The sequence below is a fragment of the Pantoea vagans genome, from assembly GCF_001506165.1.
Taxonomy (GTDB): Bacteria; Pseudomonadota; Gammaproteobacteria; order Enterobacterales; family Enterobacteriaceae; genus Pantoea; species Pantoea vagans_C.
In genome coordinates, this window is record NZ_CP011427.1 from 397,314 (window position 1) to 421,625 (window position 24,312).

General features: G+C 54.3%; 20 protein-coding genes and 1 riboswitch. Of the genes, 13 read left to right on the forward strand and 7 right to left on the reverse strand.

Annotated features, from left to right (window positions below):
- Positions 1 to 12 precede the first annotated feature (12 nt).
- Both LK04_RS01930 and LK04_RS01935 read right to left on the reverse strand, forming a co-directional pair.
- Positions 13 to 1,245 (reverse strand): multifunctional CCA addition/repair protein, encoded by a 1,233-nt coding sequence (locus tag LK04_RS01930; protein ID WP_039328550.1) that lies wholly within the window; start codon positions 1,243 to 1,245, stop codon positions 13 to 15.
- Positions 1,246 to 1,386: 141 nt separating this feature from the next.
- Positions 1,387 to 2,010, reverse strand: a complete 624-nt coding sequence (locus tag LK04_RS01935) for a TIGR04211 family SH3 domain-containing protein (protein WP_039328553.1) — start codon at positions 2,008 to 2,010, stop codon at positions 1,387 to 1,389.
- A gap of 204 nt (positions 2,011 to 2,214) precedes the next feature.
- Here LK04_RS01935 and LK04_RS01940 point away from each other — a divergent pair, with 204 nt between their 5' ends.
- From LK04_RS01940 to hldE, 3 genes are all read left to right on the forward strand, one after another.
- Positions 2,215 to 3,525, forward strand: coding sequence for an inorganic triphosphatase (locus LK04_RS01940; protein WP_039328555.1), 1,311 nt, complete (start codon positions 2,215 to 2,217; stop codon positions 3,523 to 3,525).
- Positions 3,526 to 3,556: 31 nt separating this feature from the next.
- Positions 3,557 to 6,412 (forward strand): bifunctional [glutamate--ammonia ligase]-adenylyl-L-tyrosine phosphorylase/[glutamate--ammonia-ligase] adenylyltransferase, encoded by a 2,856-nt coding sequence (gene glnE / locus LK04_RS01945; RefSeq protein ID WP_039328557.1) that lies wholly within the window; start codon positions 3,557 to 3,559, stop codon positions 6,410 to 6,412.
- Positions 6,413 to 6,595: 183 nt separating this feature from the next.
- The gene (gene hldE, locus LK04_RS01950) at positions 6,596 to 8,020 is read left to right on the forward strand and encodes a bifunctional D-glycero-beta-D-manno-heptose-7-phosphate kinase/D-glycero-beta-D-manno-heptose 1-phosphate adenylyltransferase HldE (RefSeq protein ID WP_039328559.1); all 1,425 of its coding nucleotides are present in this window, start codon (positions 6,596 to 6,598) and stop codon (positions 8,018 to 8,020) included.
- Positions 8,021 to 8,217: 197 nt separating this feature from the next.
- Here the strand turns inward: hldE and ubiK are convergent, their stop codons facing one another.
- Positions 8,218 to 8,523 (reverse strand): ubiquinone biosynthesis accessory factor UbiK, encoded by a 306-nt coding sequence (ubiK, locus tag LK04_RS01955; RefSeq protein WP_034828368.1) that lies wholly within the window; start codon positions 8,521 to 8,523, stop codon positions 8,218 to 8,220.
- A gap of 171 nt (positions 8,524 to 8,694) precedes the next feature.
- Positions 8,695 to 8,844, forward strand: a riboswitch (FMN riboswitch).
- Positions 8,845 to 8,954: 110 nt separating this feature from the next.
- On the opposite strand from ubiK, the gene ribB reads away from it, so the two are divergent.
- Together ribB and ygiD are read left to right on the forward strand one after the other, a co-directional pair.
- Positions 8,955 to 9,611 carry a 3,4-dihydroxy-2-butanone-4-phosphate synthase gene (gene ribB, locus LK04_RS01960; protein ID WP_039328563.1) on the forward strand — a complete coding sequence of 219 codons (657 nt, stop codon included), beginning with the start codon at positions 8,955 to 8,957 and terminating at the stop codon, positions 9,609 to 9,611.
- A 314-nt stretch (positions 9,612 to 9,925) separates the two neighbouring features.
- On the forward strand, positions 9,926 to 10,711 hold the full coding sequence (gene ygiD, locus LK04_RS01965; protein WP_039328566.1) for a 4,5-DOPA dioxygenase extradiol: 786 nt from the start codon (positions 9,926 to 9,928) through the stop codon (positions 10,709 to 10,711).
- A 37-nt stretch (positions 10,712 to 10,748) separates the two neighbouring features.
- Here ygiD and LK04_RS01970 read toward each other — a convergent pair whose 3' ends face one another.
- The 3 genes from LK04_RS01970 to tolC form a co-directional block, all read right to left on the reverse strand.
- The gene (locus LK04_RS01970; protein WP_039328568.1) at positions 10,749 to 11,912 is read right to left on the reverse strand and encodes a glutathionylspermidine synthase family protein; all 1,164 of its coding nucleotides are present in this window, start codon (positions 11,910 to 11,912) and stop codon (positions 10,749 to 10,751) included.
- 8 nt (positions 11,913 to 11,920) lie between these two features.
- Positions 11,921 to 12,613, reverse strand: a complete 693-nt coding sequence (locus LK04_RS01975; RefSeq protein WP_039328569.1) for a DUF1190 family protein — start codon at positions 12,611 to 12,613, stop codon at positions 11,921 to 11,923.
- 267 nt (positions 12,614 to 12,880) lie between these two features.
- Entirely contained in the window at positions 12,881 to 14,353 is a 1,473-nt protein-coding gene (gene tolC / locus LK04_RS01980) for an outer membrane channel protein TolC (protein ID WP_039328571.1), read from the reverse strand.
- Positions 14,354 to 14,565: 212 nt separating this feature from the next.
- Here tolC and nudF point away from each other — a divergent pair, with 212 nt between their 5' ends.
- From nudF to parE, 5 genes are read left to right on the forward strand one after another with little or no spacing between them, the layout of a single operon-like run.
- Entirely contained in the window at positions 14,566 to 15,201 is a 636-nt protein-coding gene (gene nudF, locus LK04_RS01985) for an ADP-ribose diphosphatase (RefSeq protein ID WP_039328573.1), read from the forward strand.
- Positions 15,198 to 15,623 (forward strand): DUF1249 family protein, encoded by a 426-nt coding sequence (locus LK04_RS01990; RefSeq protein ID WP_039328574.1) that lies wholly within the window; start codon positions 15,198 to 15,200, stop codon positions 15,621 to 15,623. The genes nudF and LK04_RS01990 overlap by 4 nt, the downstream gene beginning before the upstream one ends.
- A 30-nt stretch (positions 15,624 to 15,653) precedes the next feature.
- The gene (gene cpdA / locus LK04_RS01995) at positions 15,654 to 16,481 is read left to right on the forward strand and encodes a 3',5'-cyclic-AMP phosphodiesterase (RefSeq protein ID WP_039328576.1); all 828 of its coding nucleotides are present in this window, start codon (positions 15,654 to 15,656) and stop codon (positions 16,479 to 16,481) included.
- Positions 16,482 to 16,484: 3 nt separating this feature from the next.
- A complete protein-coding gene (gene yqiA / locus LK04_RS02000) occupies positions 16,485 to 17,066 on the forward strand; it encodes an esterase YqiA (RefSeq protein ID WP_039328578.1) in 582 nt (193 codons plus the stop codon).
- Between the two features lie 47 nt (positions 17,067 to 17,113).
- Positions 17,114 to 19,009 (forward strand): DNA topoisomerase IV subunit B, encoded by a 1,896-nt coding sequence (gene parE, locus LK04_RS02005; RefSeq protein ID WP_039328580.1) that lies wholly within the window; start codon positions 17,114 to 17,116, stop codon positions 19,007 to 19,009.
- A 39-nt stretch (positions 19,010 to 19,048) separates the two neighbouring features.
- Here parE and LK04_RS02010 read toward each other — a convergent pair whose 3' ends face one another.
- The gene (locus tag LK04_RS02010; RefSeq protein ID WP_039328582.1) at positions 19,049 to 19,948 is read right to left on the reverse strand and encodes a LysR family transcriptional regulator; all 900 of its coding nucleotides are present in this window, start codon (positions 19,946 to 19,948) and stop codon (positions 19,049 to 19,051) included.
- A gap of 539 nt (positions 19,949 to 20,487) precedes the next feature.
- On the opposite strand from LK04_RS02010, the gene LK04_RS02015 reads away from it, so the two are divergent.
- From LK04_RS02015 to LK04_RS02025, 3 genes are all read left to right on the forward strand, one after another.
- Positions 20,488 to 21,795, forward strand: a complete 1,308-nt coding sequence (locus tag LK04_RS02015; protein WP_039328584.1) for an MFS transporter — start codon at positions 20,488 to 20,490, stop codon at positions 21,793 to 21,795.
- A gap of 27 nt (positions 21,796 to 21,822) precedes the next feature.
- Positions 21,823 to 23,292 (forward strand): amidase, encoded by a 1,470-nt coding sequence (locus tag LK04_RS02020; protein WP_039328587.1) that lies wholly within the window; start codon positions 21,823 to 21,825, stop codon positions 23,290 to 23,292.
- 114 nt (positions 23,293 to 23,406) lie between these two features.
- Entirely contained in the window at positions 23,407 to 24,306 is a 900-nt protein-coding gene (locus tag LK04_RS02025; RefSeq protein WP_039328618.1) for a LysR substrate-binding domain-containing protein, read from the forward strand.
- Positions 24,307 to 24,312 lie beyond the last annotated feature (6 nt).

Sequence of the window (24,312 nt, forward strand, 5' to 3'; positions counted from 1 at the left end):
GCGAGCGGCCAGTTATGCTGGCCGCTCGTTAATCAACCCTTCCTGCACGGCCATCACACGACGACGCGTCAACTCTTCACGCACGGCTGGCCCTTTAAAGCCTGCAGCCACCACCTCTTTAGTCGGCACTGATTGAGCCAAGGCAAAAGCCTGGCGCAAATAATCACCTTGCGGATACGCCATGCTCTCCAACCCGGCACGACCGCGCGCATCGGCTTCACTGGTCAGCGCCATTTTCTCAACGCGGTCGGGTTTACGCCACGCATCGATACGATCAAACAATGCTATCAACGATGCCGCCGACTGACGCTCAATGGTGTGAACCACATCGTGGAATTCGGTCACGATCAATGCCAGATCGCGTACCTGATTCGGCACGCGCAAACGCTGACACAGTGCTTCAACCAGCGGTACACCGGCTAAACCATGGCCATGATGGCTCGGCCATTTTTCCGGCGGAGTCAGCGCCTTACCAACATCGTGGAACAGGGTGGAAAAGCGTACGTCCAACTCGTCTGAAAGTGCGGCGGACATCGTCAGCGTCATCAACGCATGCACACCGGTATCAATTTCCGGATGCCATTTAATCGGCGCGGGAATGCCATACAGATTATCCAGTTCCGGGAACAGCACCTGAAGTGCGCCACAGTCTCGCAGCACCTGGAAATAGACTTGCGGATTGCGGGTCAACAGCGCTTTTTCGGTCTCTTTCCAGACGCGCTCTGCGGTGAGATGCGCCAGTTCACCGCTTTCCGCCATTTCGCGCATCAGATGCTGCGTTTCATCTGCCACGCGGAAATTGAGATGGGCAAAGCGAGCGGCAAAACGCGCCACGCGCAATACACGCAACGGATCTTCATTAAAGGCAGCAGAGACATGGCGCAGAGTGCGTTGGGCTAAATCCTGCTGACCGTTATAGGGGTCAATCAAGGTGCCATCGTCAGCTTGAGCAATCGCATTGATGGTGAGGTCGCGGCGCTGCAAATCCTGCTCCAGCGTGACGTCTGGGGCGAATTGCGTGACAAAGCCAGTGTAGCCATTACCGCTTTTGCGCTCGGTGCGCGCTAGCGCATACTCTTCACGGCTACGCGGATGCAAAAAAACCGGAAAATCCCGGCCAACCTGCTGATAACCCTGTTCGAGCATATTCTCGGGCGTGGCTCCCACCACCACCCAGTCTCGATCTTTTACCGGCAAGCGCAGTAAGGCATCACGCACCGCGCCACCGACCAGAAACGTCTTCACTCAACCACTCCAGAGGCAATGATAATCTGCGCGCCAGGCACGCATGTTGCGTTATTGTTGCATACTTTGGCCAAAAATCGGGCATGCCAAAAGGGGCATCTTACGGTCCCCTGAAATAAAAGAACAAATCGGCGTGGTGGTTTAGTTCATCCAGCGATCGTTTTTCTTACGGCGCGGCAGCATGTGCGGCAGCAAAAGACCCAGCAGCAGACCGACACCCAGCACGCCGCCGCCATACATAAACCACTGCATGATGATGGTGCGCTGTTTGTCATCTAACTGGACGTTCGCGGCACTGACTTTCTTCTGCGCTACGATCAGCTCATTTTTCAGTTTCTGATTTTCGGCTTTTAGGCCATCAATGGTGCCATCGCTGTTCGCCACCTTGTTCTGCATTTCAGAGGTGCGCTGGTTCCAGCTGTTGTCGATATTCGCCAGTTTATCCGTCAGATCTTTGACCTGCTGCTCAAGCTGCGGCACGCGGGTGCGCAGGCTAGGTTGAGCGCTGAGCTGTGACAGCGGAATCCAGTTAGTTTTGCCTTCGGCATCGCGAATCTGGCCATATTGGGAATCGTTGTTGACCTGCAACAGGGTGACTTCCTCTCCGGCATTCAGCTTGCCAATCAGGCGATATTGATCGCCAGGACCGCTGCGTACCCAAGTGGATAATTCATCGGAGATATAACGCTTTTCATCAGCAGCATGAACGGGGGCGATGGCGCTAAAAGCCAGCAAAGAAAGGGCAGCAAGTGTGATTTTTTTCATTCGATATCGTTTTTTCTTAATGGCGTAAAATTACTGGCACAGTCTGGGGACGCTTCTCAAAAATCTGAATGAGAACTATCCTGGTCTCAATCCGGTGCGAAAAGGGTCTAAAAAGCACAAGAAAGCAGAGACAGCGTGCTTCCGGTGCATTACTCTTCGCCAGATTAAACTCGTAAGTGCCAGCAGCGTATTGAATAAAAAATTATGACCATTGAAATCGAACTAAAGTTCATTGCCACACCGCAAGCCGCCGAAAAACTCGGGGAAATCCTTGCCGCATGGCCGCATCAGCACTTCGCCGCACGCGAATTGACCAACATCTATTATGAAACCGATGACAATCAATTGCGTCGTTGGGATATGGGCCTGCGCATTCGTGGTGTTGACCAGCGCTACGAAATGACGCTGAAAGCCGCCGGTAAAACGGTTGGCGGTCTGCATCAGCGCCCGGAATATAACGTTGATCTCAGCGAGCCGCAGTTGGATATCGCCCAATTGCCAAGCGAAATCTGGCCGCAAGGCACGGATATCGCGGCATTACAGCAGCGTTTACAGCCGCTCTTCAGCACCCATTTCCAGCGTGAAGTCTGGCTGGTTCAGTATGGTGACAGCGAAATCGAAGTCGCTTTTGATCGCGGTGAAGTCGCTGCAGGTGAGTTAAGCGAACCGCTGTATGAAGTTGAGCTGGAGTTAAAGAGTGGCCAGCGCGCGGACATGCTGAAATTTGCTGAAAGCTTGATCTCCACCGGTGGCCTGCGCCTTGGCAGTTTAAGCAAAGCCGCACGCGGCTATCAGCTGGCGCAAGGCAATCCGGAGCGACCACTGCGTGCGCTGGCGCTGCAAAAAATCGCCGCCAAAGCGACAGTGGAGCAGGGCATGGTGAACGCCATGACAGCGGCACTGAATCAGTGGCAGTACCACGAAGAAGTGTGGCTGAGCGGAAATCACGATGCCAAAGATTCTGTGGTTGAAGCACTGGAGACACTGCGTCAGGCGTTCTCTTTATTTGGTGCTTTGGTGCCGCGTAAGGCCAACAGCGATCTGCGTCAAAAACTGACTCACCTTGATGAGTTGCTGGCAGAGGCTGATATTGATGCGGAAAGCGCCTGTTTTTCTCCCGTTTCCGTTGCCGCCCAGTTAGCACTTACTCACTGGCTGGTAGAGTCACAATGGCATAACTGGCTGGATGATAAGAGCAAAAGCAAACTGCAGGGGTCGTTCAAACGTTTCAGCGACATTATGCTCAGCCGCATCGCCGCCGATCTGCGTGAAACCTTTGTTGATGTGCAGCTGTTTAATGAATTTCAGGACAAGTCTACGCGCTTGAATCGCCAGCTGTTGGCCGTGCATCTGCTGGCTGGTGCTTATCCAGCGGAAGAGGTGAGTGTCTGGTTGGCGGGTTGGCAAGAGTTACAGCATGCCATTAACACTCATCAGGAGCGCGGCTTGATGCAACTGGTTAACCTGGCCATTCGGCCTGCGCCGTTCTGGCTGAATAGCGGAGTGAAACGCTAAGCCCGACGCACTATCTCATCAGGGAGGGAAGATGTTGTTACCGTTACCGGCGCTGATGCAGGCGCAGTTAGCTATCGTGGCCGAGCGCCTTAATGTGCCGCCTTCGGCCTTTACGCCAGAACAGGCGGGTGCGCTGACCTTTAGTGACTTTATTGTTGATAACCTGCAGCAGCACCCGGAATGGTGGCAACAACTTCAGCAGCAACCACCGGTGGCGGATGAGTGGCAGAATTATTCGACCTGGCTGAAGGGTGCGCTGCAATCGGTGGAGAATGAAGCCTCGCTGATGCGCGAACTGCGTCTGTTCCGTCGTCATATGCTGGTGCGTATTGCATGGATGCAGGCGCTGCAACACGCCAATACTGAACAGAGCCTGACGCAACTCAGCACCCTGGCGGAGATTCTTATCGCTACCGCACGTGACTGGGTATGGCAGGACTGCAGCCGCGATTTTGGCACCCCGACCAATGACGCCGGCGAAGCGCAGCCGATGCTGATACTGGGCATGGGCAAGCTGGGTGGCGGCGAACTCAACTTCTCCTCTGATATCGATCTGATCTTTGCCTGGCCGGAAAACGGCGTAACGCAGGGTGGACGGCGTGAACTCGACAACGCGCAGTTCTTTACTCGCATGGGCCAACGCCTGATTAAAGTGCTGGATCAGCCCACCGTGGATGGCTTTGTTTATCGCGTGGATATGCGCCTGCGCCCCTTTGGTGACAGCGGCCCACTGGTGCTGAGCTTTGCTGCACTTGAAGATTATTACCAGGAACAAGGCCGCGACTGGGAACGCTACGCGATGGTGAAAGCGCGGCTGATGGGCGACGATCACGGCCACTGGAGCCAGGAGCTGCAGCAAATGCTGCGTCCCTTCGTTTATCGCCGCTACATCGATTTCAGCGTGATTCAGTCGCTGCGTAACATGAAAGGCATGATCGCGCGTGAAGTGCGTCGTCGTGGCCTGAAAGACAACATCAAACTCGGGGCAGGCGGTATTCGCGAAACCGAGTTTATCGTGCAGGTGTTCCAGTTGATTCGTGGTGGACGTGAGCGCTCACTACAACTCCGGTCCCTGTTACCTACGCTGAAGGCGATTGGTGAACTGGCATTATTGACCTCACAGCAGGTCGAGCATTTGCATAACGCTTATCTATTCCTACGTCGCCTGGAAAACCTGCTGCAAAGCATCAACGACGAGCAGACGCAAACGCTGCCGGAAAACCCACTCGACCGTCAACGCCTGGCGTGGGCGATGGGGGCAGCGGACTGGGATGCACTGATGCAGCAACTTGAGCAGCAAATGGCGGGTGTGCGCCGTATCTTTGATGAACTGATTGGCGATGATGCGCCAGACGTCGACGACCAACCGCAGCTGGCGGAATTTGCCGGCTTGTGGCAGGACACGCTGGAAGAGAGTGATTTAATTCCTGTGGTGCCGCAGTTGGATGAAGCGCAACGCCACGCGCTGTTTAACGCGCTGAACAGCTTCCGTCAGGACGTGGGTCGTCGCACCATTGGCCCGCGTGGCCGCCTCGCACTTGATCAACTGATGCCGCGTTTGCTCAGTGAAGTGTGTCCGCGCGAAGATGCAGATGTGGTGTTAGGACGTCTGACACCGCTGCTGCTGGGCGTTTTAACCCGCAGTACCTATCTGGAACTGCTGACGGAGTATCATGGCGCGTTGCGTCATCTTATCCGCTTGTGCGCCGCCTCGCCGATGATCGCCAGCCAGCTGGCGCGCTATCCGCTGCTGCTGGATGAATTACTCGATCCCGCCACGCTGTATCAACCCACCGCGACCGATGCCTATCGTGATGAACTGCGTCAGTATCTGCTGCGTATTCCCACCGATGATGAAGAGCAACAGCTGGAAGCACTGCGTCAGTTTAAGCAGGCGCAACATCTGCGCATCGCCGCGGCTGATATCGCAGAAACGCTGCCGGTGATGAAAGTGAGCGATCACTTAACCTGGCTCGCTGAAGCCATCATTGAGTCAGTGGTACAGCAAGCCTGGCAAATGATGGTGCAGCGTTATGGCCGCCCCTCGCATCTGACCAGCGACAATGAGCGTGGTTTTGCCGTGGTCGGCTACGGCAAACTGGGCGGCTGGGAATTGGGTTACAGTTCCGATCTGGATTTGGTGTTCCTGCACGATTGCCCGGATGATGCGGAAACCGACGGCGAACGCGTCATTGATGGCCGCCAGTTCTACCTGCGTCTGGCTCAGCGCGTGATGCATCTGTTTAGCACGCGCACCTCGTCCGGTATTTTGTATGAAGTCGATGCACGTCTGCGTCCCTCTGGCGCAGCGGGAATGCTGGTCAGTACCTTTTCCGCCTTCGATGAATATCAGCGCAATGAAGCCTGGACCTGGGAACATCAGGCGCTGGTGCGCGCCCGGATTGTGTTTGGTGAGACCACACTGTGCGACCGCTTCAATGAGATCCGCCGTGGCATTCTCTGCCTGCCGCGTGAGCGCAGTACGTTGCAAAAAGAAGTGCGCGAGATGCGCGAGAAGATGCGTGCGCATCTCAGCAACAAGCACAAAGGGCGCTGGGAAATTAAGACCGATGAAGGCGGGATAACCGATATTGAATTCATCGCGCAATATCTTGTCTTAGGCTACGCGGCCGAACAGCCTGCGTTGACGCGCTGGTCGGACAATGTGCGCATTTTTGAATTGATGGCGCGTCAGGACATCATGCAGGCAGAAGAAGCGCAGGCGCTTACCCATGCCTACATGGCACTGCGAGATGCCCTGCACCATTTGGCATTGCAGGAGCTTCCGGGGCATGTTGCGCCAGAGTCCTTTGCCGCCGAACGCGCTGCTGTTCATCACAGCTGGCAGCGTTGGCTGGCCGCCACCGAATCTGATGGCGCGGAGTAGTCGTTCACAAGCTAACCCGAGATAATTTGAGCTGTAGTCAGGCGGCAAGTGTGTGAATCCCCAGGAGCTTACAAGGCTGGGGTAAACAGGCGTTGCCATCGCACCAGTGGCTCGAAGTATGCTGGCTTTATGCTACTATCCGCGCAATATTTTGACTGAAGTACGAAGTCTGGAGTCTTTGGAATGAAAGTAACGCTGCCTGCTTTTGGCAAAGCCGCTGTGCTGGTTGTCGGCGATGTGATGTTAGATCGCTACTGGTATGGTCCTACAAGCCGTATTTCACCTGAGGCTCCGGTGCCGGTGGTGAAAGTGGACACCATTGAAGAACGTCCGGGCGGCGCGGCAAACGTGGCCATGAACATCGCTGCACTGGGTGCGGTATCGCGTTTGATTGGCCTGACCGGTGAAGACGACGCAGCACGCGTACTGAGTGAAACGCTGCAGAAGGTGAAGGTTGACTGCGATTTCGTTGCGGTGAAAAGCCACCCGACGATTACTAAGCTGCGTGTGTTATCACGTAACCAGCAGTTAATCCGCCTCGATTTCGAAGAAGGTTTCGAACAGGTTGATCCACAGCCGATCCACGATCGTATGCGTCAGTCGCTGGCGCAGGCCGGTGCGCTGGTGCTATCAGACTACGCCAAAGGCGCGTTAAGCAGCGTCGAAACCATGATTCAGCTGGCACGTGAAGCCAAGGTTCCGGTGCTGATCGACCCGAAAGGCACCGACTTTGAACGCTATCGTGGCGCAACCTTACTGACTCCAAATCTGTCTGAGTTCGAGGCGGTGGTCGGTAAGTGTAAAACGGTCGAAGAGATTGTCAGCCGTGGCATGCAGTTAATCGCTGACTACGACCTCTCTGCTCTGTTGGTTACTCGTTCAGAGAACGGCATGACATTGCTGCAACCGGGTAAAGCGCCATTACACCTGCCAACACAAGCGCAGGAAGTGTATGACGTCACCGGTGCGGGCGATACGGTGATTGGCGTGTTGGCCGCGGTGCTGGCGGCGGGCGATAGCCTTGAAGAAGCCTGCTTCCTCGCCAATGCGGCAGCCGGTGTGGTTGTCGGTAAGCTGGGCACCTCGACTGTCAGCACCGTTGAGCTGGAAAATGCCATTCACGCGCGTCCGGACAGCGGATTTGGCGTGATGACGGAATCTGAGCTTAAAGCGGCCGTTGCCCAGGCGCGTCAGCGTGGTGAAAAAGTCGTGATGACTAATGGCGTGTTCGACATCCTGCACGCAGGCCACGTTTCCTATCTGGCGAATGCGCGCAAGCTGGGCGATCGTTTGATCGTTGCAGTGAACAGTGATGCCTCCACCAAACGTTTGAAAGGAGAAACACGTCCGGTTAACCCACAGGAAAACCGCATGATCGTGCTGGGCGCGCTGGAAGCAGTGGACTGGGTGGTGTTGTTTGAAGAGGACACGCCGCAGCGTTTGATCGCTGAAGTGCTCCCCGATCTGCTGGTGAAAGGGGGGGATTACAAACCGGAAGATATCGCGGGCAGCAAAGAAGTGTGGGCCAACGGCGGCGATGTGCGTGTGCTTAACTTTGAAGACGGTATCTCTACCACCAATATCATCAAAACCATCCGCAGCCATTGATGCTGTCGGGGCGACCTTAAGGCCTGATTTTTGTCATTCAGGCGCATATTGGTCGCCATAAATGGCAACCCTACGATGATCGTGCGCGGTTACGTAGGGTGTGCATTTATGCGCACCGGTGTGAAAATGCCCTAAGCGGCATTAGGGCATTCAGGCCGGCCGATGCTATTGCGCGCGTGCCAAGGCACGCCGCAACATCACTGTGGTGTATCGATTTTACCCGCTGGATCCGGTGTCACCACCGCAGGAGCCGGAGCGGCAGGGCTCTCACTCTCCAGTTTTGCCAGGCGCTGTTCCAGTGCGGCCAGCTTCTCACGCGTGCGCAGTAACACCTGCGTCTGCACATCAAATTCTTCCCGATTAACCAGATCCATGCGGGTTAATTGCGCCTGCAATACCTGACGAATTTTCTTTTCGACATCGTCGCCAAAGTCGCGAATGCCTTTCGGCATAGCTTCATGTACCTGGCGAGCCAGTTGTTCAATTTTTTTCGTGTCGATCATGGTGATTTCCTGGTTGCGGTGGCTGATAACAGCGCGTGTTCCGACTCAACAAAGGGTAAGTGTAATGCCAGAACCGAAAAGGTTAAACCTGAATTGCGCAACGCAGGAAATGCAAAAGCATTTGCACTTTTGGCGATTGCCCGTCCAGATGATTGGCGTTATAGTGACCTCGCTTATTCTCAGGGCGGGGCGAAATTCCCCACCGGCGGTAAATCAGCTTCGGCTGAAAGCCCGCGAGCGCTTTTGCTTTACAGTGAAAGGTCAGCAGATCCGGTGTAATTCCGGGGCCGACGGTTAGAGTCCGGATGGGAGAGGGTAACGACATCAGCCGGGCTTATGCCCGCGTCACGTTTTTGCCATGTGTTTTTTTGCGCACTCCTAAGCACGCCCTGGTTCTGGTAACTCATATATTTTTTATAAGGTTTTTTACCATGAATCAGACGCTTCTTTCTGAATTTGGCACGCCTGAACAGCGTGTAGAACGCGCCATCGATGCGCTGCGTAACGCTCGCGGTGTAATGGTGCTTGACGATGAAAATCGTGAAAACGAAGGCGATATGATCTTTGCCGCCGAAACCATGACCGTAGAGCAGATGGCGCTAACCATTCGCCACGGCAGCGGCATTGTCTGCCTGTGCATTACTGAAGAACGCCGCCAGCAGTTGGATCTGCCCATGATGGTCGAAACCAACACCAGCTCTTATGGCACCGGCTTCACCGTGACCATCGAAGCGGCTACCGGTGTGACAACCGGCGTATCTGCAGCAGACCGTATCACCACCATTCGCGCTGCGATTGCCGATGGTGCTAAACCAAGCGATCTCAATCGTCCAGGCCACGTCTTCCCACTGCGCGCCCGCGAAGGCGGTGTGCTTTCTCGTGGTGGTCACACGGAAGCCACGATCGATCTGGTCACACTGGCGGGATTCAAATCCGCTGGCGTGCTGTGTGAACTCACCAACGACGACGGCAGCATGGCGCATGCGCCGGAAGCCATTGTGTTTGCTAAGCAACACAATATGCCGGTCGTGACCATCGAAGACCTGGTGGCTTACCGCCGCGAGCGCGAGACACGCCAGGCAAGCTAAACCTTGTCGAGGCCGCCGCCGCCGGGCGCGCCCCAACGAAGAGCGGGTGCGCCCGTCCTTGACTCGGACTGTAGGGCGCGGCCTTCAAGGCCGCCCTGACGGGCAAATAACCGTAGCGGCGTGATTTATCGTGCGTGTCTAAAGCGGCAATGCTGCTGACAGATACGCAATGAATTGCGCCGTCCATCATCATCCCACCCTAAATTCTTATTCAAATTCCCTGACAGACATCATCACCGTTATCAGCGTTATTACCGGCACGAAAGCGCGTATCGTAGCGATTAATAAAGCGACACTTCGTCAGAGGAACCCTCATGAGCCACAACCGTATGCCCGCACTGTTTTTAGGTCACGGCAGCCCGATGAACGTACTGGAAGACAACCCTTATACCCGCGCATGGCAGCATTTGGGTGAAACTTTGCCGCGTCCGCGTGCCATCCTGGCGGTGTCGGCGCACTGGTACACTCGCGGTACCTCGGTAACGGCGATGAATAATCCACGCACCATTCACGATTTCGGGGGGTTCCCACAGGCTCTGTTTGATGTGCGTTATCCAGCGCCAGGTTCACCCGAACTGGCACAAGAAGTGATCGATATGCTGGCACCAATTGACGTGCATGCCGATCACGATTGGGGATTTGATCACGGCTCATGGGGCGTCTTAACTAAAATGTACCCGGACGCGGATATCCCAGTGGTGCAGTTGAGTATTGATGGTACCCAACCAGCTGAGTGGCACTTCGAGTTGGGTCGCAAACTGGCAACGCTGCGTGATGAAGGTGTGATGATCGTTGCCAGCGGCAACGTGGTGCACAATTTGCGTATGCTGCGTTGGCAGGGCGCTGCGACAGCCTATCCGTGGGCCGAGAGCTTCAATGAATTTGTGCGTGAGAACCTGAATTTTGAAGGCGCTGTAGCAGATCACCCATTGGTGAATTACCTGCAGCACGAAGGCGCAGAGCTGTCGAACCCCACACCCGAGCACTATCTGCCGTTGCTGTATATCCTCGGCGCGCGTGCCGATGATGAGTCTATTACGATTCCGATCGAAGGAATGGAGATGGGCGCGATCAGTATGATGTCTGTGCAGATCGGTTAACGCGCTGGCCGCCCGAATGTTTCGGGCGGCTCAGCGATCATTCGATAAAGGTGTGCGGGTAGAAGCGAGACAGATCCTGAGTGATCAGGGCGCGATCTTCACGAATACCGATACCGGCAGGTTGATCATCAATCAGCCAGCTACCAATCAGCGTGTAGCTATCGCCAAATTTAGGCAGCGGATGGAACTGCTGAATAATCATCCCTTCTTCGCCATACGGGCCGTCAGCACGCGCGATTTCCTGACCATTCTCGATGATGCGGATGTTGGCACCCTCACGAGAAAACAGCGGTTTCACCACGTACTTGTCCATCTGCGGGGCATTCTTGTCATCAGCAAAATAGGCGGGCAGCAAGTTAGGATGATTCGGGAACATCTCCCACAGCAGGGGCAGCAGCGCTTTATTTGAGATGATGCTCTTCCACGCAGGCTCTAACCAGCGCACACCCGCATCGGCGAGCTTAGTGGAGAACACTTCGCGCAGCATGAACTCCCACGGATAGAGTTTGAACAGGTTGCTGATCACTTGATCCTGCGGATCGGTGAACTGACCTCTCTCACCCAACCCAATCTCATCGATGTAGAGGAACTCGTTCGGCAGGCCCGCTTCGGTGGCGCAATCCTGCATATATTGCACCGTAGCACGATCTTCTTCGGTATCCTGGCAGCAGGCGAAGTGCAGCAGATTAAAACCATGCTCTTGATGCAGCACAGCGAAGCGCTCAATCAGCTTTTCCTGCAGGCTGTTGAACTGGTCACTGCCTTGCGGCAGGTTGCCTGCACGTACCTGATCTTCCAGCCAGATCCACTGGAAAAACGCCGCCTCATACAGCGAGGTGGGCGTATCGGCATTATTCTCCAGCAGCTTGGCATCACCTTTGCCATCCCAGGCTAAATCCAGGCGTGAGTAGAGCGAAGGCTGACGCAATTTCCAGGAATCACGTACGAAATCCCAGGTATGTTTCGGAATGCAGAAACGGGTGAGCAGTTCATCACTGTTCACCACTTTCTCGACGGCCTGCAGGCACATCTGGTGCAGTTCGGCGGTGGTCTCTTCTAACTGCTCAACTTGCGCCAGCGTGAACTGGTAGTAAGCCTCTTCACACCAGTAAGGCTCGCCGTACATGGTGTGAAACTGGAAACCGTATTCGTTGGCCTTTTCACGCCAGTCCGGGCGTTCGCTGATGGCAATGCGTTGCATACTGCGGCTTAGCCTCCCATCGAACGGCTGCTGCCGGTGCTGCTGCGGTTGGTGCTGGTAGCATTACTACGCTGCATGGTGTTTTGCTTCGCGACCGTTTCACCAAAGCCACCACGGGTAATTGTAGAAGTAGTCGCTGGTTTCGGTGCCATGGCGGTTTTCGGCACGTTCATGGTACGGCCTGAAGTAGCAGCACCGTAGTTTTTGCCTGAGGCATCAACAAATTGACCGTTGGCTGGGCTATTCGGTGTTTTCGGTGAGAACAGCGGCTGCTGCGCGAAGCCTGCGCCACCGCCCATCAGACGGCCCATCATGTAACCTGCCATCAGTGGCATCCAGAAGCTACCGCTCTGCTGTGCTTCAGCATTGTTGGCGGTGGTGCCAACGCCAGCCTGAGCTGGCGTCTGCTGGCATTGGTTCTCACCAAATTCCGCCACGCAATCTTCACGAGTAGCGTATTTCGGTGCGGTACGTTCAGCTTCTTTCACCGCGTTGTTATACGCCGTGGTGCATTGTGCGCTCTGGCTTGGATTGGCTTTCGCACAATCATCCGCATTTTGATACAGCGAGACTGTTTCATCGCTCTGTTCGCAGCCAGCCAGCATAAACACTGCGGTCACCGCGAGTGCAACCGGCGTTAGGTGGCGTGCCTGCCAGCTTTTACGAAAAGCGGCATGACGAATATTTTTAGTCCGTTTCATTTTGTTTCATCCTGTGCCCAAAGGTGTGGCTTAGGATAGGTGATGAGTGGTGGAAAATGAAGCGAGAAGCCGGATGGCTGGGGGATCTTTACGTTGTTATACACTAAATTATTTACGGTGCAGCAAGGCGGCAAACGAGGGAGTCCCGATGAGCTTACAAAAGTAAGTGATTCGGGTGAGCGAGAGCAGCCAACGCCGCTGTAGCTTGAATGATGACGTGTATATACGTTTGAATGCGAAAGGGGCCGTAAGCGACCCCTTAACAGATTAATTACCGAATGGATTTCCACTGCTGTGAGCGGCTGCCGGACGGGTTTTCGCTGCGGCTGAAGCGGTGGTGGCTTTTGGACCATTATCCACGCGTGAAGCCTGCTGGCTGTTTTCCGGAGCAACCACTTCAGGTGCGGTGGTCACTTCTTTGCCCAGCGAGCTGTTCAGCACCTGCAAATCCTGCTCGTTCAGCGTACCCAGCGCATATTTAATATTCAGCTGGTTAATCAGATAGCTGTAACGTGCATCAGAGAGCTGCTGTTTGGCGTTGAACAGTGTGGTGGTTGCATCCAACACATCCACGATAGTACGCGTACCGACCTGGTATCCGGCTTCCATCGCATCCAGTGAGCTCTGGGCAGACACAACGGCCTGTTTGTAAGCATCGATGCTACTGATAGAGGCGTTAACGTTATTGAAGGATGAACGCACGGTCTGGATGGCGCTGCGGTGCGCACCTTCCAGCTGTTCGCTGGCGGCGACAAAGTTATATTGCGCCTGCTTCACCTGAGAGGTCACCGAACCACCGCTGTACAGCGGCAGTGAGAAGCTCAGACCAACCTGGTTGGATCCCGTGATGGAATCGGTGGTACCTGAACTCTGATTCGCACGGCTGCCGCCATATTTGCTGTTAGACATGCCCGTTGAAGCGGTCAGATCCAGCGTTGGCATATGGCCAGATTCAGCAGAACGAATCTGTTCACGCGCCAGATCCTGGCTCAAACGAGCAGATAACAGATTGAGGTTACGGCTTTCAGCCTGCTTCAGCAGTGTTGCTACTGCATCTGGACGGGCAGTTTTGAAGCGATCGATGTTCAGTGATGCCAGTGCCAGATAATCCATGCCGGTGATCTGGCGCAGAGATTCCACCGCGTTATCGAGGTTGTTACGCGCCGTCACTTCGTTGGCCAGCACGCTGTCATATTGCGCTCGGGCGTTCTGAACATCGGTGATGGCAACCAGTCCAACGTTAAAACGCTGAGTGGTTTGATCCAGTTCACGGTAGATAGACTGTTTCTGCGCTTCTGTGTAAGAAAGGGTATCAATCGCCTTCAACACGTTGAAATACGCGGTTGCAGTGTTCAGGATCAAATCCTGTTGGGCAACCTGATAGGTGACGTCCTGAATCCCGGCTGTTTTTTCCTGCAACGACAGAGCGCGCCATTTCGACATGTCGAAAATAGTTTGAGTTAATTGCAGAGAAGCGCTGGTCGTGTTGGAATGGAGACCGCTGCTGTCACGGTAACCGTTGTTATAGGTGTAATCTGCGCCTAAACCCAGCTGTGGTAATAAAGGACTACGCGCTTCGTTAATTTTCTCAAAGGCTGCATCGCGGTCAGCGGCTGAAGCACGCAGATCCGGGTTGCTAAGGCGCGCCTGCTGGTAAACCTGCAACAGGTTTTCTGCCTGGCTGGCAAGGCTAAATCCGCCCAGGCTCAACCCAATAAAAAGTGGGAGCAGTTTTTTCATTTGCATTCCTTTTGTTGCAGCAAATTGCACTGGTAGTGCTGCAGGTAAGCCAAAAAATAATCGCCGATTCTACAGAGGCGGCGTCAGAGATAAGTTGGCTGAACGTGCCTTCTTCCCCTAATTTACGTAAATAATTCAGAAAGAACCACTCGGACGGAGCACAAGGGTTGGCTTTTCTTCGCTCCATCCCAATCTGCATAAGGAGCCAGATGATGGCGGGTGAAAAAAAATCCCCTGTGACTTTCACAAAAAACGATGTAGAAATTATTGCACGTGAAACACGTTACGATGGTTTTTTTTCCATCGTCAGCTACCGTTTCCGTCACCGCCGCTTTAACGGCGATATGAGTGGTGAAGTGGTGCGCGAAGTTTTTGAGCGCGGACATGCCGCCGTGCTGTTACCCTATGATCCCAAACGCGATGAAGTGGTATTGATCGAACAGATCCGTATCCCGGCTTTTGATTCCAGCCGAACGCCCTGGCTGCTGGAGATGGTGGCCGGTATCATTGAACCGGGCGAAACCCCAGAAGATGTCGCGCGTCGTGAGGCGGTAGAAGAAGCTGGCCTCAAGGTGGGGCGCATTAAACCGATAGTGAATTACTTAGCCAGCCCAGGCGGAACGTCTGAACGTTTGTCGGTGCTGGTGGGCGAAGTGGATGCCAGCCTGGCAGAAGGAAATCACGGGCTGGAGGAAGAGAATGAGGATATTCTTGTCCATGTGGTGAGCCGTGAACAGGCTTACCGTTGGGTGGAAGAGGGGATTATTGATAACGCGGCATCTGTCATCGCCCTGCAATGGCTGGCGTTGCACCATGAGAAACTACGACAAGAGTGGAAGCTAAAATGAAACAGCGCTATACCCCTGACTTTCCCGAAATGATGCGTCTGTGCGAAACCAATTTCGCCCAGTTGCGTCGCCTGCTGCCGCGAAATGACGAGGCAGGCGCGTCGGTGATCTATCAGGTGAACGGCGCCAGTTATCAGCTCACCATCCAAGAGTCGACGCGTTATACCACGCTGGTGGAGGTTCGCCAGGTGGCCCCTACGGTCAGTTACTGGAGCCTGCCATCGATGTCGGTGCGGCTCTACCATGACGCGATGGTCGCTGAAGTGTGTTCCACTCAGCAGATCTATCGTTTCAAAGCGCGCTATGATTATCCTAATAAAAAACTGCATCAGCGCGATGAAAAACATCAGATTAACCAGTTTCTTGCCGATTGGTTGCGATATTGTCTGGCGCACGGTGCTGTGGCCGTGCCGGTTTGCTGATAACAATGGCGTGGAGATAAAGGAAACGCTTTGGATAGCCTGCTCACTCTTCCTGCGGCAAATGGGGCCGATATCAGGATTTTACAAATCACGGATACCCATCTTTTTGCAGGAAAACATCAATCGCTGCTTGGGGTAAATACCTGGTCGAGTTTTGATGCGGTGCTGGACGCCATCACGGCGCAACAGCACGATTACGATCTGATTATCGCCACTGGCGATCTCGCCCAGGATCACACCGTCGAAGCTTATCAACACTTCGTAGCGGGTATTACACGCCTGCCGAAGCCGTGCGTCTGGCTGCCGGGAAATCACGATTTTCAACCTGCCATGGTCGATACGCTGGCCGAAGCGGGTATCGCCTCTGACAAACATGTTTTGCTGGGGGAGCACTGGCAGTTGGTGTTGCTGGATAGCCAGGTGTTTGGCGTACCGCATGGCATGCTAAGTGAATACCAGCTGGAATGGCTGGACATCGCGCTGCGCAAACATCCGGAGCGTCACACGCTGGTGCTGTTGCACCATCATCCGCTGGCATCAGGATGCACCTGGCTGGATCAGCATAGCCTGCGTAATCCGCATCAGTTAGAAGCGGTGTTGCAACACTTCCCGCGTGCACGAAACCTGGTTTGTGGTCACATTCATCAGGAGCTGGATCTCGACTGGCATGGTCGCCGCGTGCTGGCTTCACCGTCGACCTGCGTGCAGTTCAAACCGCACTGCACCAGCTTCACCATTGATAATGTCGCGCCGGGCTGGCGCTGGTTAACGCTGAAAGCGGATGGCTTGCTGGAAACCGAAGTGAACCGTCTGCAAAGTGATATGTTCCGCCCTGACCTTGATTCCGAGGGCTACTAAACGATGGCGGCGCTGATCTATCTGCATGGATTCAACAGTTCACCGCAATCGGCTAAAGCCACGCAACTGCAACAGTGGGTACATGAGCACCATCCCCACCTCAATGTGCTGGTGCCGCAACTGCCCACGTTTCCGGCAGAAGCGGCCAGCATGCTGGAAGAGTTGGTGATGCAGTATGCAGGTGAACCGCTGGGGTTAGTGGGATCCTCTCTCGGCGGTTACTTCGCCACCTGGCTATCGCAATGTTTTATGTTGCCTGCGGTCGTGGTCAATCCTGCCGTGCGGCCGTTTGAACTGCTGGTGGATTATCTCGGCGAAAACCGGAATCCCTACACTGGCCAGCAATATGTGTTAGAGTCTCGCCACATTTACGATCTGAAAGTGATGCAGATTGACCCGCTTGAAGCGCCCGATTTACTCTGGTTGCTGCAACAAACTGGCGATGAGGTGCTCGACTACCGCCAGGCGCTGGAATATTACAGCGCGTGCCGCCAGACGGTCGAAGAAGGCGGTAATCATGCCTATATCGGATTCGAACGCCATTTTGCGCAGATGATTGATTTCCTGGGATTAAATGCTCCCTGATTGCTGCGGGATGGGCCCATTTTCATATTGCTAATCAGACAGTTACGATGAGCCAATCAAGCTATAATGCCGATGCGATTGAGGTCTTAACCGGCCTTGAACCGGTGCGTCGTCGTCCGGGGATGTATACCGATACCACGCGTCCTAACCATTTAGGACAAGAAGTGATCGATAACAGCGTCGATGAGGCGCTGGCCGGTCACGCTAAACGCGTGGAAGTGATTCTTCATGCTGACCAGTCGCTGGAAGTGATCGACGACGGCCGTGGCATGCCGGTGGATATCCACCCAGAAGAAGGCGTACCCGCCGTTGAGCTGATCCTCTGCCGTTTACATGCGGGCGGTAAATTCTCCAACAAAAACTACCAGTTCTCAGGCGGCCTGCACGGCGTAGGGATCTCGGTGGTGAACGCCCTGTCAAAACGCGTAGAAGTCACGGTGCGTCGTAATGGCGAAGTGTATGACATCGCCTTTGAAAATGGCGATAAAGTGCAGGATCTCACCGTTACAGGTACGGTAGGCAAGCGCAACACCGGCACGCGTGTCCATTTCTGGCCAGATGAAAGTTTCTTCGACAGCCCACGCTTTTCCGTTTCTCGTCTGACACATGTGCTGAAAGCCAAAGCCGTGCTCTGTCCGGGCGTGGAAATTGTCTTCAAAGATAAAGTCAACGATACCGAGCAGACCTGGCTCTACCAAGATGGCCTCACCGATTATTTGGGCGAAGCGGTCAACGGTCTGCCCACGCTGCCAGAGAAGCCTTTTGTCGGTAGCTTTGCCGGTGATGTGGAAGCGGTAGATTGGGCGCTGCTGTGGCTGCCGGAAGGTGGTGAACTGCTGACGGAAAGCTACGTCAACCTGATCCCCACCATGCAAGGCGGTACCCACGTTAATGGTTTACGCCAGGGCCTGCTGGATGCGATGCGCGAGTTCTGCGAATTCCGCAACATTCTGCCACGCGGTGTGAAACTGTCGGCGGAAGATATCTGGGATCGATGCGCCTACGTCTTGTCGGTGAAAATGCAGGACCCGCAGTTTGCCGGTCAGACCAAAGAGCGCCTGTCTTCACGCCAGTGCGCGGCCTTTGTTTCTGCGGTGGTTAAAGATGCCTTCAGCCTGTGGCTGAACCAGAACGTGCAGGCTGCAGAAATGCTGGCCGAGCTGGCGATCTCCAGCGCACAGCGCCGCATGCGCGCCGCCAAGAAAGTGGTGCGTAAAAAGCTGACCAGCGGCCCAGCGCTGCCGGGCAAACTGGCGGACTGTACCGCGCAGGATCTGAACCGAACCGAACTGTTCCTGGTGGAAGGGGATTCCGCGGGTGGGTCGGCCAAACAGGCGCGCGATCGTGAATATCAGGCGATCATGCCGCTCAAAGGTAAGATCCTGAACACCTGGGAAGTGTCGTCCGATGAAGTGCTGGCATCGCAGGAAGTGCACGATATTTCTGTGGCGATCGGTATCGATCCAGACAGTGAAGATCTGAGCCAACTGCGTTACGGCAAGATCTGTATTCTTGCGGATGCGGACTCCGATGGCCTGCATATTGCCACCTTGTTATGCGCGCTGTTTGTGAAGCACTTCCGTACGCTGGTACAACATGGTCACGTTTACGTCGCTATGCCGCCGCTTTATCGCATCGATCTCGGTAAAGAAGTCTTTTACGCACTGGACGAAGATGAGAAAGAGGGTGTGCTGGAGCAGCTGAAGCGTAAAAAGGGCAAGCCTAACGTTCAGCGCTTCAAAGGTCTGGGTGAAATGAACCCGTTGCAGCTGCGTGAAACCACACTCGATCCCAACACGCGCCGGTTAGTCCAACTGACGGTCAGCGATGACGATGTAGAGCAAACGCTGCGTGTCATGGACATGCTGCTGGCGAAGAAACGTTCGGAAGATCGTCGTAACTGGCTGCAGGAAAAAGGCGACCTCGCCGACCTGGAAGCTTAATTGCTGTGCGCTTGCCATCACCATGATGGCAAGCGCCTGTTAAGCGTTTTGTGCATTAATCCGCTTCGCCAGCATCTCATGAAAAATCTTCGTCGCCATTGATAGCGTGCGCTGTCTTGGCAAGCCCAGATCCACTTTTACCGTTCCCATCACGCTATCACTCAGCGCGACCGCGATGAGCTTTTCCTGATCGCTGATATCGCCCACATTGAGCTGCGGTAATATCAGCAGGGCCATACCCAACATCGCCAGTCGCTTCTGTACTTCAATCGAATTGGTCACGAAGCGCATATCCAAAACCAGATTTTCTCGCTTGGCTGCCGACTCCAGCAACTGCCTGACGGAAAAATTCGAGGGCGGAATGGCGAGAGGATGTTGTGCGATGTCCCGCAGTGTCAGCACGTTCTTACTGGAAAGACGATGGCTGGGTGCCATCAAGATCTTGTGTTTGAGCGAACAGGAGTGCGTCACCTGCAATTCGGCACTGACGGGCATGTAAAAAGTCAGGGCAATGTCCGCTTTATCGCTAATTAATGCCTCGGCAATATGCGGTGCACTACCGACGTCAATATCGAAACAGACGCCGGGATGTAGCCGCTGGAAGTCATTCATCGTGGGAGCAATAAAAGGCGCAATCAGGCTTTCAGCTGAACAAATGCGAATACAGCCAGACACGATGCTTTGTGATGAAGCGATTTTCTCTTTCACCCCTTCTAATTCCCGCAGCGTTGCCTGCACGGCTTGCGCCAGGTATTCCCCTTCACGCGTCAGTTTTATTCCGCGTGGGCTGCGCTCAATCAGTGAGGCACCATAATGATGCTCCAGTAATTCAATCTGTCGTGTCACCGCTGTGGGAGTGACAAACAGCTTATCAGCAGCTTCACGGAGTGAGGCTGACTTCGCCACCTGACTAAAATATTTCAGTGCTCTGAGCTGCATATTCCCTCTTATTCACTTTGCGGTGCTCCATAATCAGGCGCACTGGCGTTGTTATTGTGCAAATGACATTTCTTTAGCTCTCAAATAAGAAAAATGGGTTTTTTATCAACGCTATAGATTTTATTTTTTCTGCACCAATAATGTCGAATATTGATCTGGTGCACACATTTAGTGCCGTAATGGTTATTTTTCTGATGCCAGATAAAGCGCTGTTGCAGAGGGTGTTGATTGGAAAATACTATAAATCATAGGGATGGCGTTTATGATACTTTTTGCTTATGCATGAGAGAACCGCAGCAGTGCTCACATTTAGTAGACACTAAAAGCGCAGATTGGTGATAGTGATGCCCTCTGCGCTTTGTTATATCTCTGTAACCAAGATGAGACTTAAAGCATTAACCGTGGTGGTACAGGGCAACGTTAATACCTCATCACATCCTACTGACCGTAATTAATATTCTTTCATTTGGGAGCGAGATAATTTGTTCTCAAAGGAATTCTGGTGGCTGGCTTGAGTACAACATTGAGGATGGCCTGAAATGTCGAATCATATTCAAACCCACACGGGTGAAAAAAGAGCAACGCCCAAAGAAGTGTTGGCCGTCGTGCTGGGTGCGGCGGTCGAGTTTTTTGATTTCAGTGCCTACGCGACATTTGCTGTGTTAATTGGCAATGCGTTTTTCCCTTCACACGATCCCTTTTTGAGTTTGTTATTATCCGTTTCCATCTTCGGCATCGGTTTTGTGGTGCGGCCACTGGGGGCGATCTTTATTGGCAGCTACGCAGACCGCGTGGGGCGTAAACCCGCGATGTTGCTGACCATGGTATTTATGACGATCGGCACCGGGGGATTGGTTATTTTGCCGGGCTATGAAACCCTCGGGATTGCCGCCCCGATTTTACTGGTTCTGGTGCGCCTGTTGCAGGGGCTGGCATGGGGGGGAGAAGCGGGCCCAGCGACCACCTTTATTATGGAAGCGGCACCGCACGGCAAGCGCGCCTTTTTCGCCAGCTGGCAGATTGTGGCGCAGGGCCTCGCGGGCATTACCGCTGGGTTGATTGGCTATCTGCTGACACAACTGCTGACGCCGGAACAACTGGCCAGTTGGGGCTGGCGCATTCCCTTCGCCTTTGGTTTGATTATTCTGCCTATCGCGCTCTATCTGCGCCGCAATCTGCGCGAAACCTTTAACAGCGACAACACCGCAGTGACCAAGACCACGGGTAGCCTGCTGTCTGAAGTCGTTAAAAATTATCGCGGCTTGATCCTGCTCGGTATCTTCATGCTGTCAGGCAGCACCATCACCCAATATTTTCTCAATTACATGACCACATACGCGCTGAATGAGTTGCACTTTGCCTCCAGCACGGCAATGGCCTCGACCATGTTGATAGGCGTGTGCGTGGTGATTTTCTCGCTGGTTGGCGGCTGGATGGCCGATCGCTTTGGCCGCAAGATCACCATCATCGCGCCGCGCGTGTTACTGCTCATCTTGCTGCTCCCGGGTCTGGAACTCATCAACACCTGGCGAAGCGATACGGTATTTTTCAGTGTGATTGCGGTGTTCGCCGCCTTGCAGTGCATCAGTGGTTCTGGCGTGTTGGTGGTGCTGTGTGAAAACTTCCCACGCTATGTGCGTTCTACCGGTTTCTCCATCGCTTATGCCTTTGGCATTACGCTGTTTGGCGGTACGGCACAAATCATCTTCTCCTGGCTGATTAAGGCCACGGGCAATCCGGTGTCACCGGGTTACTACCTGATTACCGCCAATCTCTTGTGTATTGCTTCGGTGCTGTTGATTCGTGAGCGCCAGCGTCATGCCACCCCCGTGACGGTGAAAACCTGATTAAGAGACGCGAAAGGAGCTAACAACATGAATACCATCATGAGTTGGGAAGAGTGGGTCGATTGTGATGCCACTGACTTGGCCATCCTGGTCAAACGCGGCGAGGTATCTGCACAGGAGCTGGCTTCACAGGCCAAAGCGGCCGTCGAAAAAGTGAATCCGCACATCAGTTCCGTGGTTGAGATGTTTGATGATGCCATCGCCCATCCTGCCGACAATACGAACCTTGATGGCCCGTTTTGCGGCGTGCCAATGTTGATCAAAGATCTTGGCCCCACGCTGAAAGGGCGGCTGCAAGAGCAGGGCTCGAAATTTATGCAGGGCAACCGCGCAACTGAGGATGCGTTTCTCACCGAAAAAATTCGTGCCGCAGGGTTGAACCTGATTGGCCGCTCAGCAACGCCTGAGTTTGGTGTGGCGGGGTCGGCAGAAAATCCCGATATCTATGTTGTTCGTAACCCGTGGAATACCGATTACACCACCTTTGGTTCCTCGGCGGGAGCGGCGTCATCCGTGGCGGCAGGTGTGTTGCCGTTAGCGCATGCGACTGACGGCGGGGGATCGATTCGCATTCCGGCAGGTTCACATGGCTTGATTGGTTTGAAAAGCACGCGCGGGGTGTTTTCCATCGCGCCGGGTCTGTCAGATATAACTGGCTATGTGTCGACACAGGGCTGCGTAAGCCGCTCGGTGCGTGACTCCGCGCTGTTTATTGACCGCTGCCGTGGCGGCGCGCCCGGTGAGTTTATGCCTTACTGGCAGCCCGATATCCCTTATGGTGACCTGATTCAGCGCGATCCCGCCCCGCTGAAAATTGCCGTCTCACATCAGTGGGGCGATTATCATGCTGCTCCACACTTTGTGCAGCAGTTAGAACAAACGGTGCGGCTATTGCAGGAGCTAGGGCATCAGGTGGAGTGGGTGACGCCTGACATCGATTTTGCCGCTGCATTTGAGGCGCAAACGACCTGCTATATCAGCAACTTCGCAGAATCTATTCAGCGTTTGCTGGAGAAAAGAGGTCTGCAAGCCCCGCCAGAGGATCAGTTTGAGCCCATCAACATCAAAATCTGGCAGAAAGGGCGCGAGATGTCCTACCACCAGCGCTGGCTGATGCAGGATGTGTTCAACACCACATCACGCAAACTTGGCCAGTTTTATCAGGAGTGGGACATGATTTTGACCCCTACTTTCTCCGGCCCCACACCTTTGCTGGGAGACAAACGTTATCTGACTCTGAGTGACAACCCAGATGTTCTGGACTGGTTTTATGGCTTATGGGAATTGTTCTCCTACACACCGTTGGCCAGCTTGACGGGCACGCCGGGTATCTCGATTCCTTTGGCCTGGCAGGAATCCGGTATTCCTCTTGGCATGCATTTCCAGACGCGTCAGGAAAATGATGGCGCACTGTTGCAGTTGGCGGCACAGCTTGAACGTGCTGTGGGCGGACGCTTCAATCGCCAGTCCATTCCCGCTGTTTCTGTTTTACGTTGAGCCTGTCCTCCGTGTTTAACCCGTCGCTGGCCGTGGCAGTCGAAGCATTGTGCTATGCTGCCGCAGACAAATGTTGCGCATGCCAAGCTGGGTATAGCTCTGAGGACAGGAATTTTGAAAATCACGCTGGAAGAGTTACGCGCCTGGGTGGCGGTGGTGGATACGGGATCGATCACCGCAGCCGCCGATCATCTCGAACAAACCAGTTCTGGCATCAGTCGGGCGCTCAGCCGCCTGGAATCCAAGCTGCAAACCACCTTACTGCATCGCACCACCCGGCGGCTGGCGCTGACTGAGGAGGGGCTGATCTTCCTCGATCATGCGCGGCAGATCCTCTCATCGGTGGAGCTGGCAGAAGAGCAGATTGCCCAACGCCGCGATATCCCTTCTGGCCGCTTGCGGGTGAATGCTAACGCTCCCTTTATGCTGCATGTGATTGTGCCGCTGGTGGCGGAGTTTCGGCAGCGTTTTCCGCAAATCCAGTTGGAGTTAAACACTGACGACATCATGATCGATCTGCTGGAACAGCAGACCGATATTGCGATTCGCGTTGGGGAACTGCGTGATTCGACGCTGCGCGCCCGCGTGCTGGGCAGCAGTGCGACGCGTTTAGTGGCCAGCCCAGGTTATCTGCAACATCACGGCACGCCGGTCAATGTGGAGGCACTGTCTGCCCACCAGCGGCTCGGTTTTAGTCAGTTAGATGCGCACAATGTCTGGCCGGTGTGGCAGCGGGAGGGGGAGTTTTTACAGGTCAAACCCACGCTGTTAGCTTCCAGCGGAGAGACGCTGAGACAACTGGCGTTAGCGGGGCAGGGCATTGCGCGCTTATCCGATTTTGTCACCCGTGAGGATCGTGCGCGCGGTGATTTGGTGCAGGTACTGGAGAGTGACACGCGTGAGTTGCGTCTGCCGATCCATGCGGTGTATTACCGTAATCAGTCTCTCACTTCACGCATTACCTGTTTTCTTGATTTTCTGCGCGAGAAGATTGAGCAAAACCAACTGCTGTAATAAAAA

Excerpts from the sequence above, each read along its gene's own strand:
- LK04_RS01975 (WP_039328569.1), bottom strand. The coding sequence starts at position 12,613 with ATGAAACGGACTAAAAATATTCGTCATGCCGCTTTTCGTAAAAGCTGG.
- ygiD (WP_039328566.1), top strand. The coding sequence starts at position 9,926 with ATGAGCCACAACCGTATGCCCGCACTGTTTTTAGGTCACGGCAGCCCG.
- nudF (WP_039328573.1), top strand. The coding sequence starts at position 14,566 with ATGGCGGGTGAAAAAAAATCCCCTGTGACTTTCACAAAAAACGATGTA.
- LK04_RS01970 (WP_039328568.1), bottom strand. The coding sequence starts at position 11,912 with ATGCAACGCATTGCCATCAGCGAACGCCCGGACTGGCGTGAAAAGGCC.
- LK04_RS02015 (WP_039328584.1), top strand. The coding sequence starts at position 20,488 with ATGTCGAATCATATTCAAACCCACACGGGTGAAAAAAGAGCAACGCCC.
- LK04_RS02010 (WP_039328582.1), bottom strand. The coding sequence starts at position 19,948 with ATGCAGCTCAGAGCACTGAAATATTTTAGTCAGGTGGCGAAGTCAGCC.
- ribB (WP_039328563.1), top strand. The coding sequence starts at position 8,955 with ATGAATCAGACGCTTCTTTCTGAATTTGGCACGCCTGAACAGCGTGTA.
- tolC (WP_039328571.1), bottom strand. The coding sequence starts at position 14,353 with ATGAAAAAACTGCTCCCACTTTTTATTGGGTTGAGCCTGGGCGGATTT.
- hldE (WP_039328559.1), top strand. The coding sequence starts at position 6,596 with ATGAAAGTAACGCTGCCTGCTTTTGGCAAAGCCGCTGTGCTGGTTGTC.
- yqiA (WP_039328578.1), top strand. The coding sequence starts at position 16,485 with ATGGCGGCGCTGATCTATCTGCATGGATTCAACAGTTCACCGCAATCG.
- parE (WP_039328580.1), top strand. The coding sequence starts at position 17,114 with ATGAGCCAATCAAGCTATAATGCCGATGCGATTGAGGTCTTAACCGGC.
- LK04_RS01935 (WP_039328553.1), bottom strand. The coding sequence starts at position 2,010 with ATGAAAAAAATCACACTTGCTGCCCTTTCTTTGCTGGCTTTTAGCGCC.
- LK04_RS01940 (WP_039328555.1), top strand. The coding sequence starts at position 2,215 with ATGACCATTGAAATCGAACTAAAGTTCATTGCCACACCGCAAGCCGCC.
- LK04_RS02020 (WP_039328587.1), top strand. The coding sequence starts at position 21,823 with ATGAATACCATCATGAGTTGGGAAGAGTGGGTCGATTGTGATGCCACT.
- glnE (WP_039328557.1), top strand. The coding sequence starts at position 3,557 with ATGTTGTTACCGTTACCGGCGCTGATGCAGGCGCAGTTAGCTATCGTG.
- LK04_RS01990 (WP_039328574.1), top strand. The coding sequence starts at position 15,198 with ATGAAACAGCGCTATACCCCTGACTTTCCCGAAATGATGCGTCTGTGC.
- ubiK (WP_034828368.1), bottom strand. The coding sequence starts at position 8,523 with ATGATCGACACGAAAAAAATTGAACAACTGGCTCGCCAGGTACATGAA.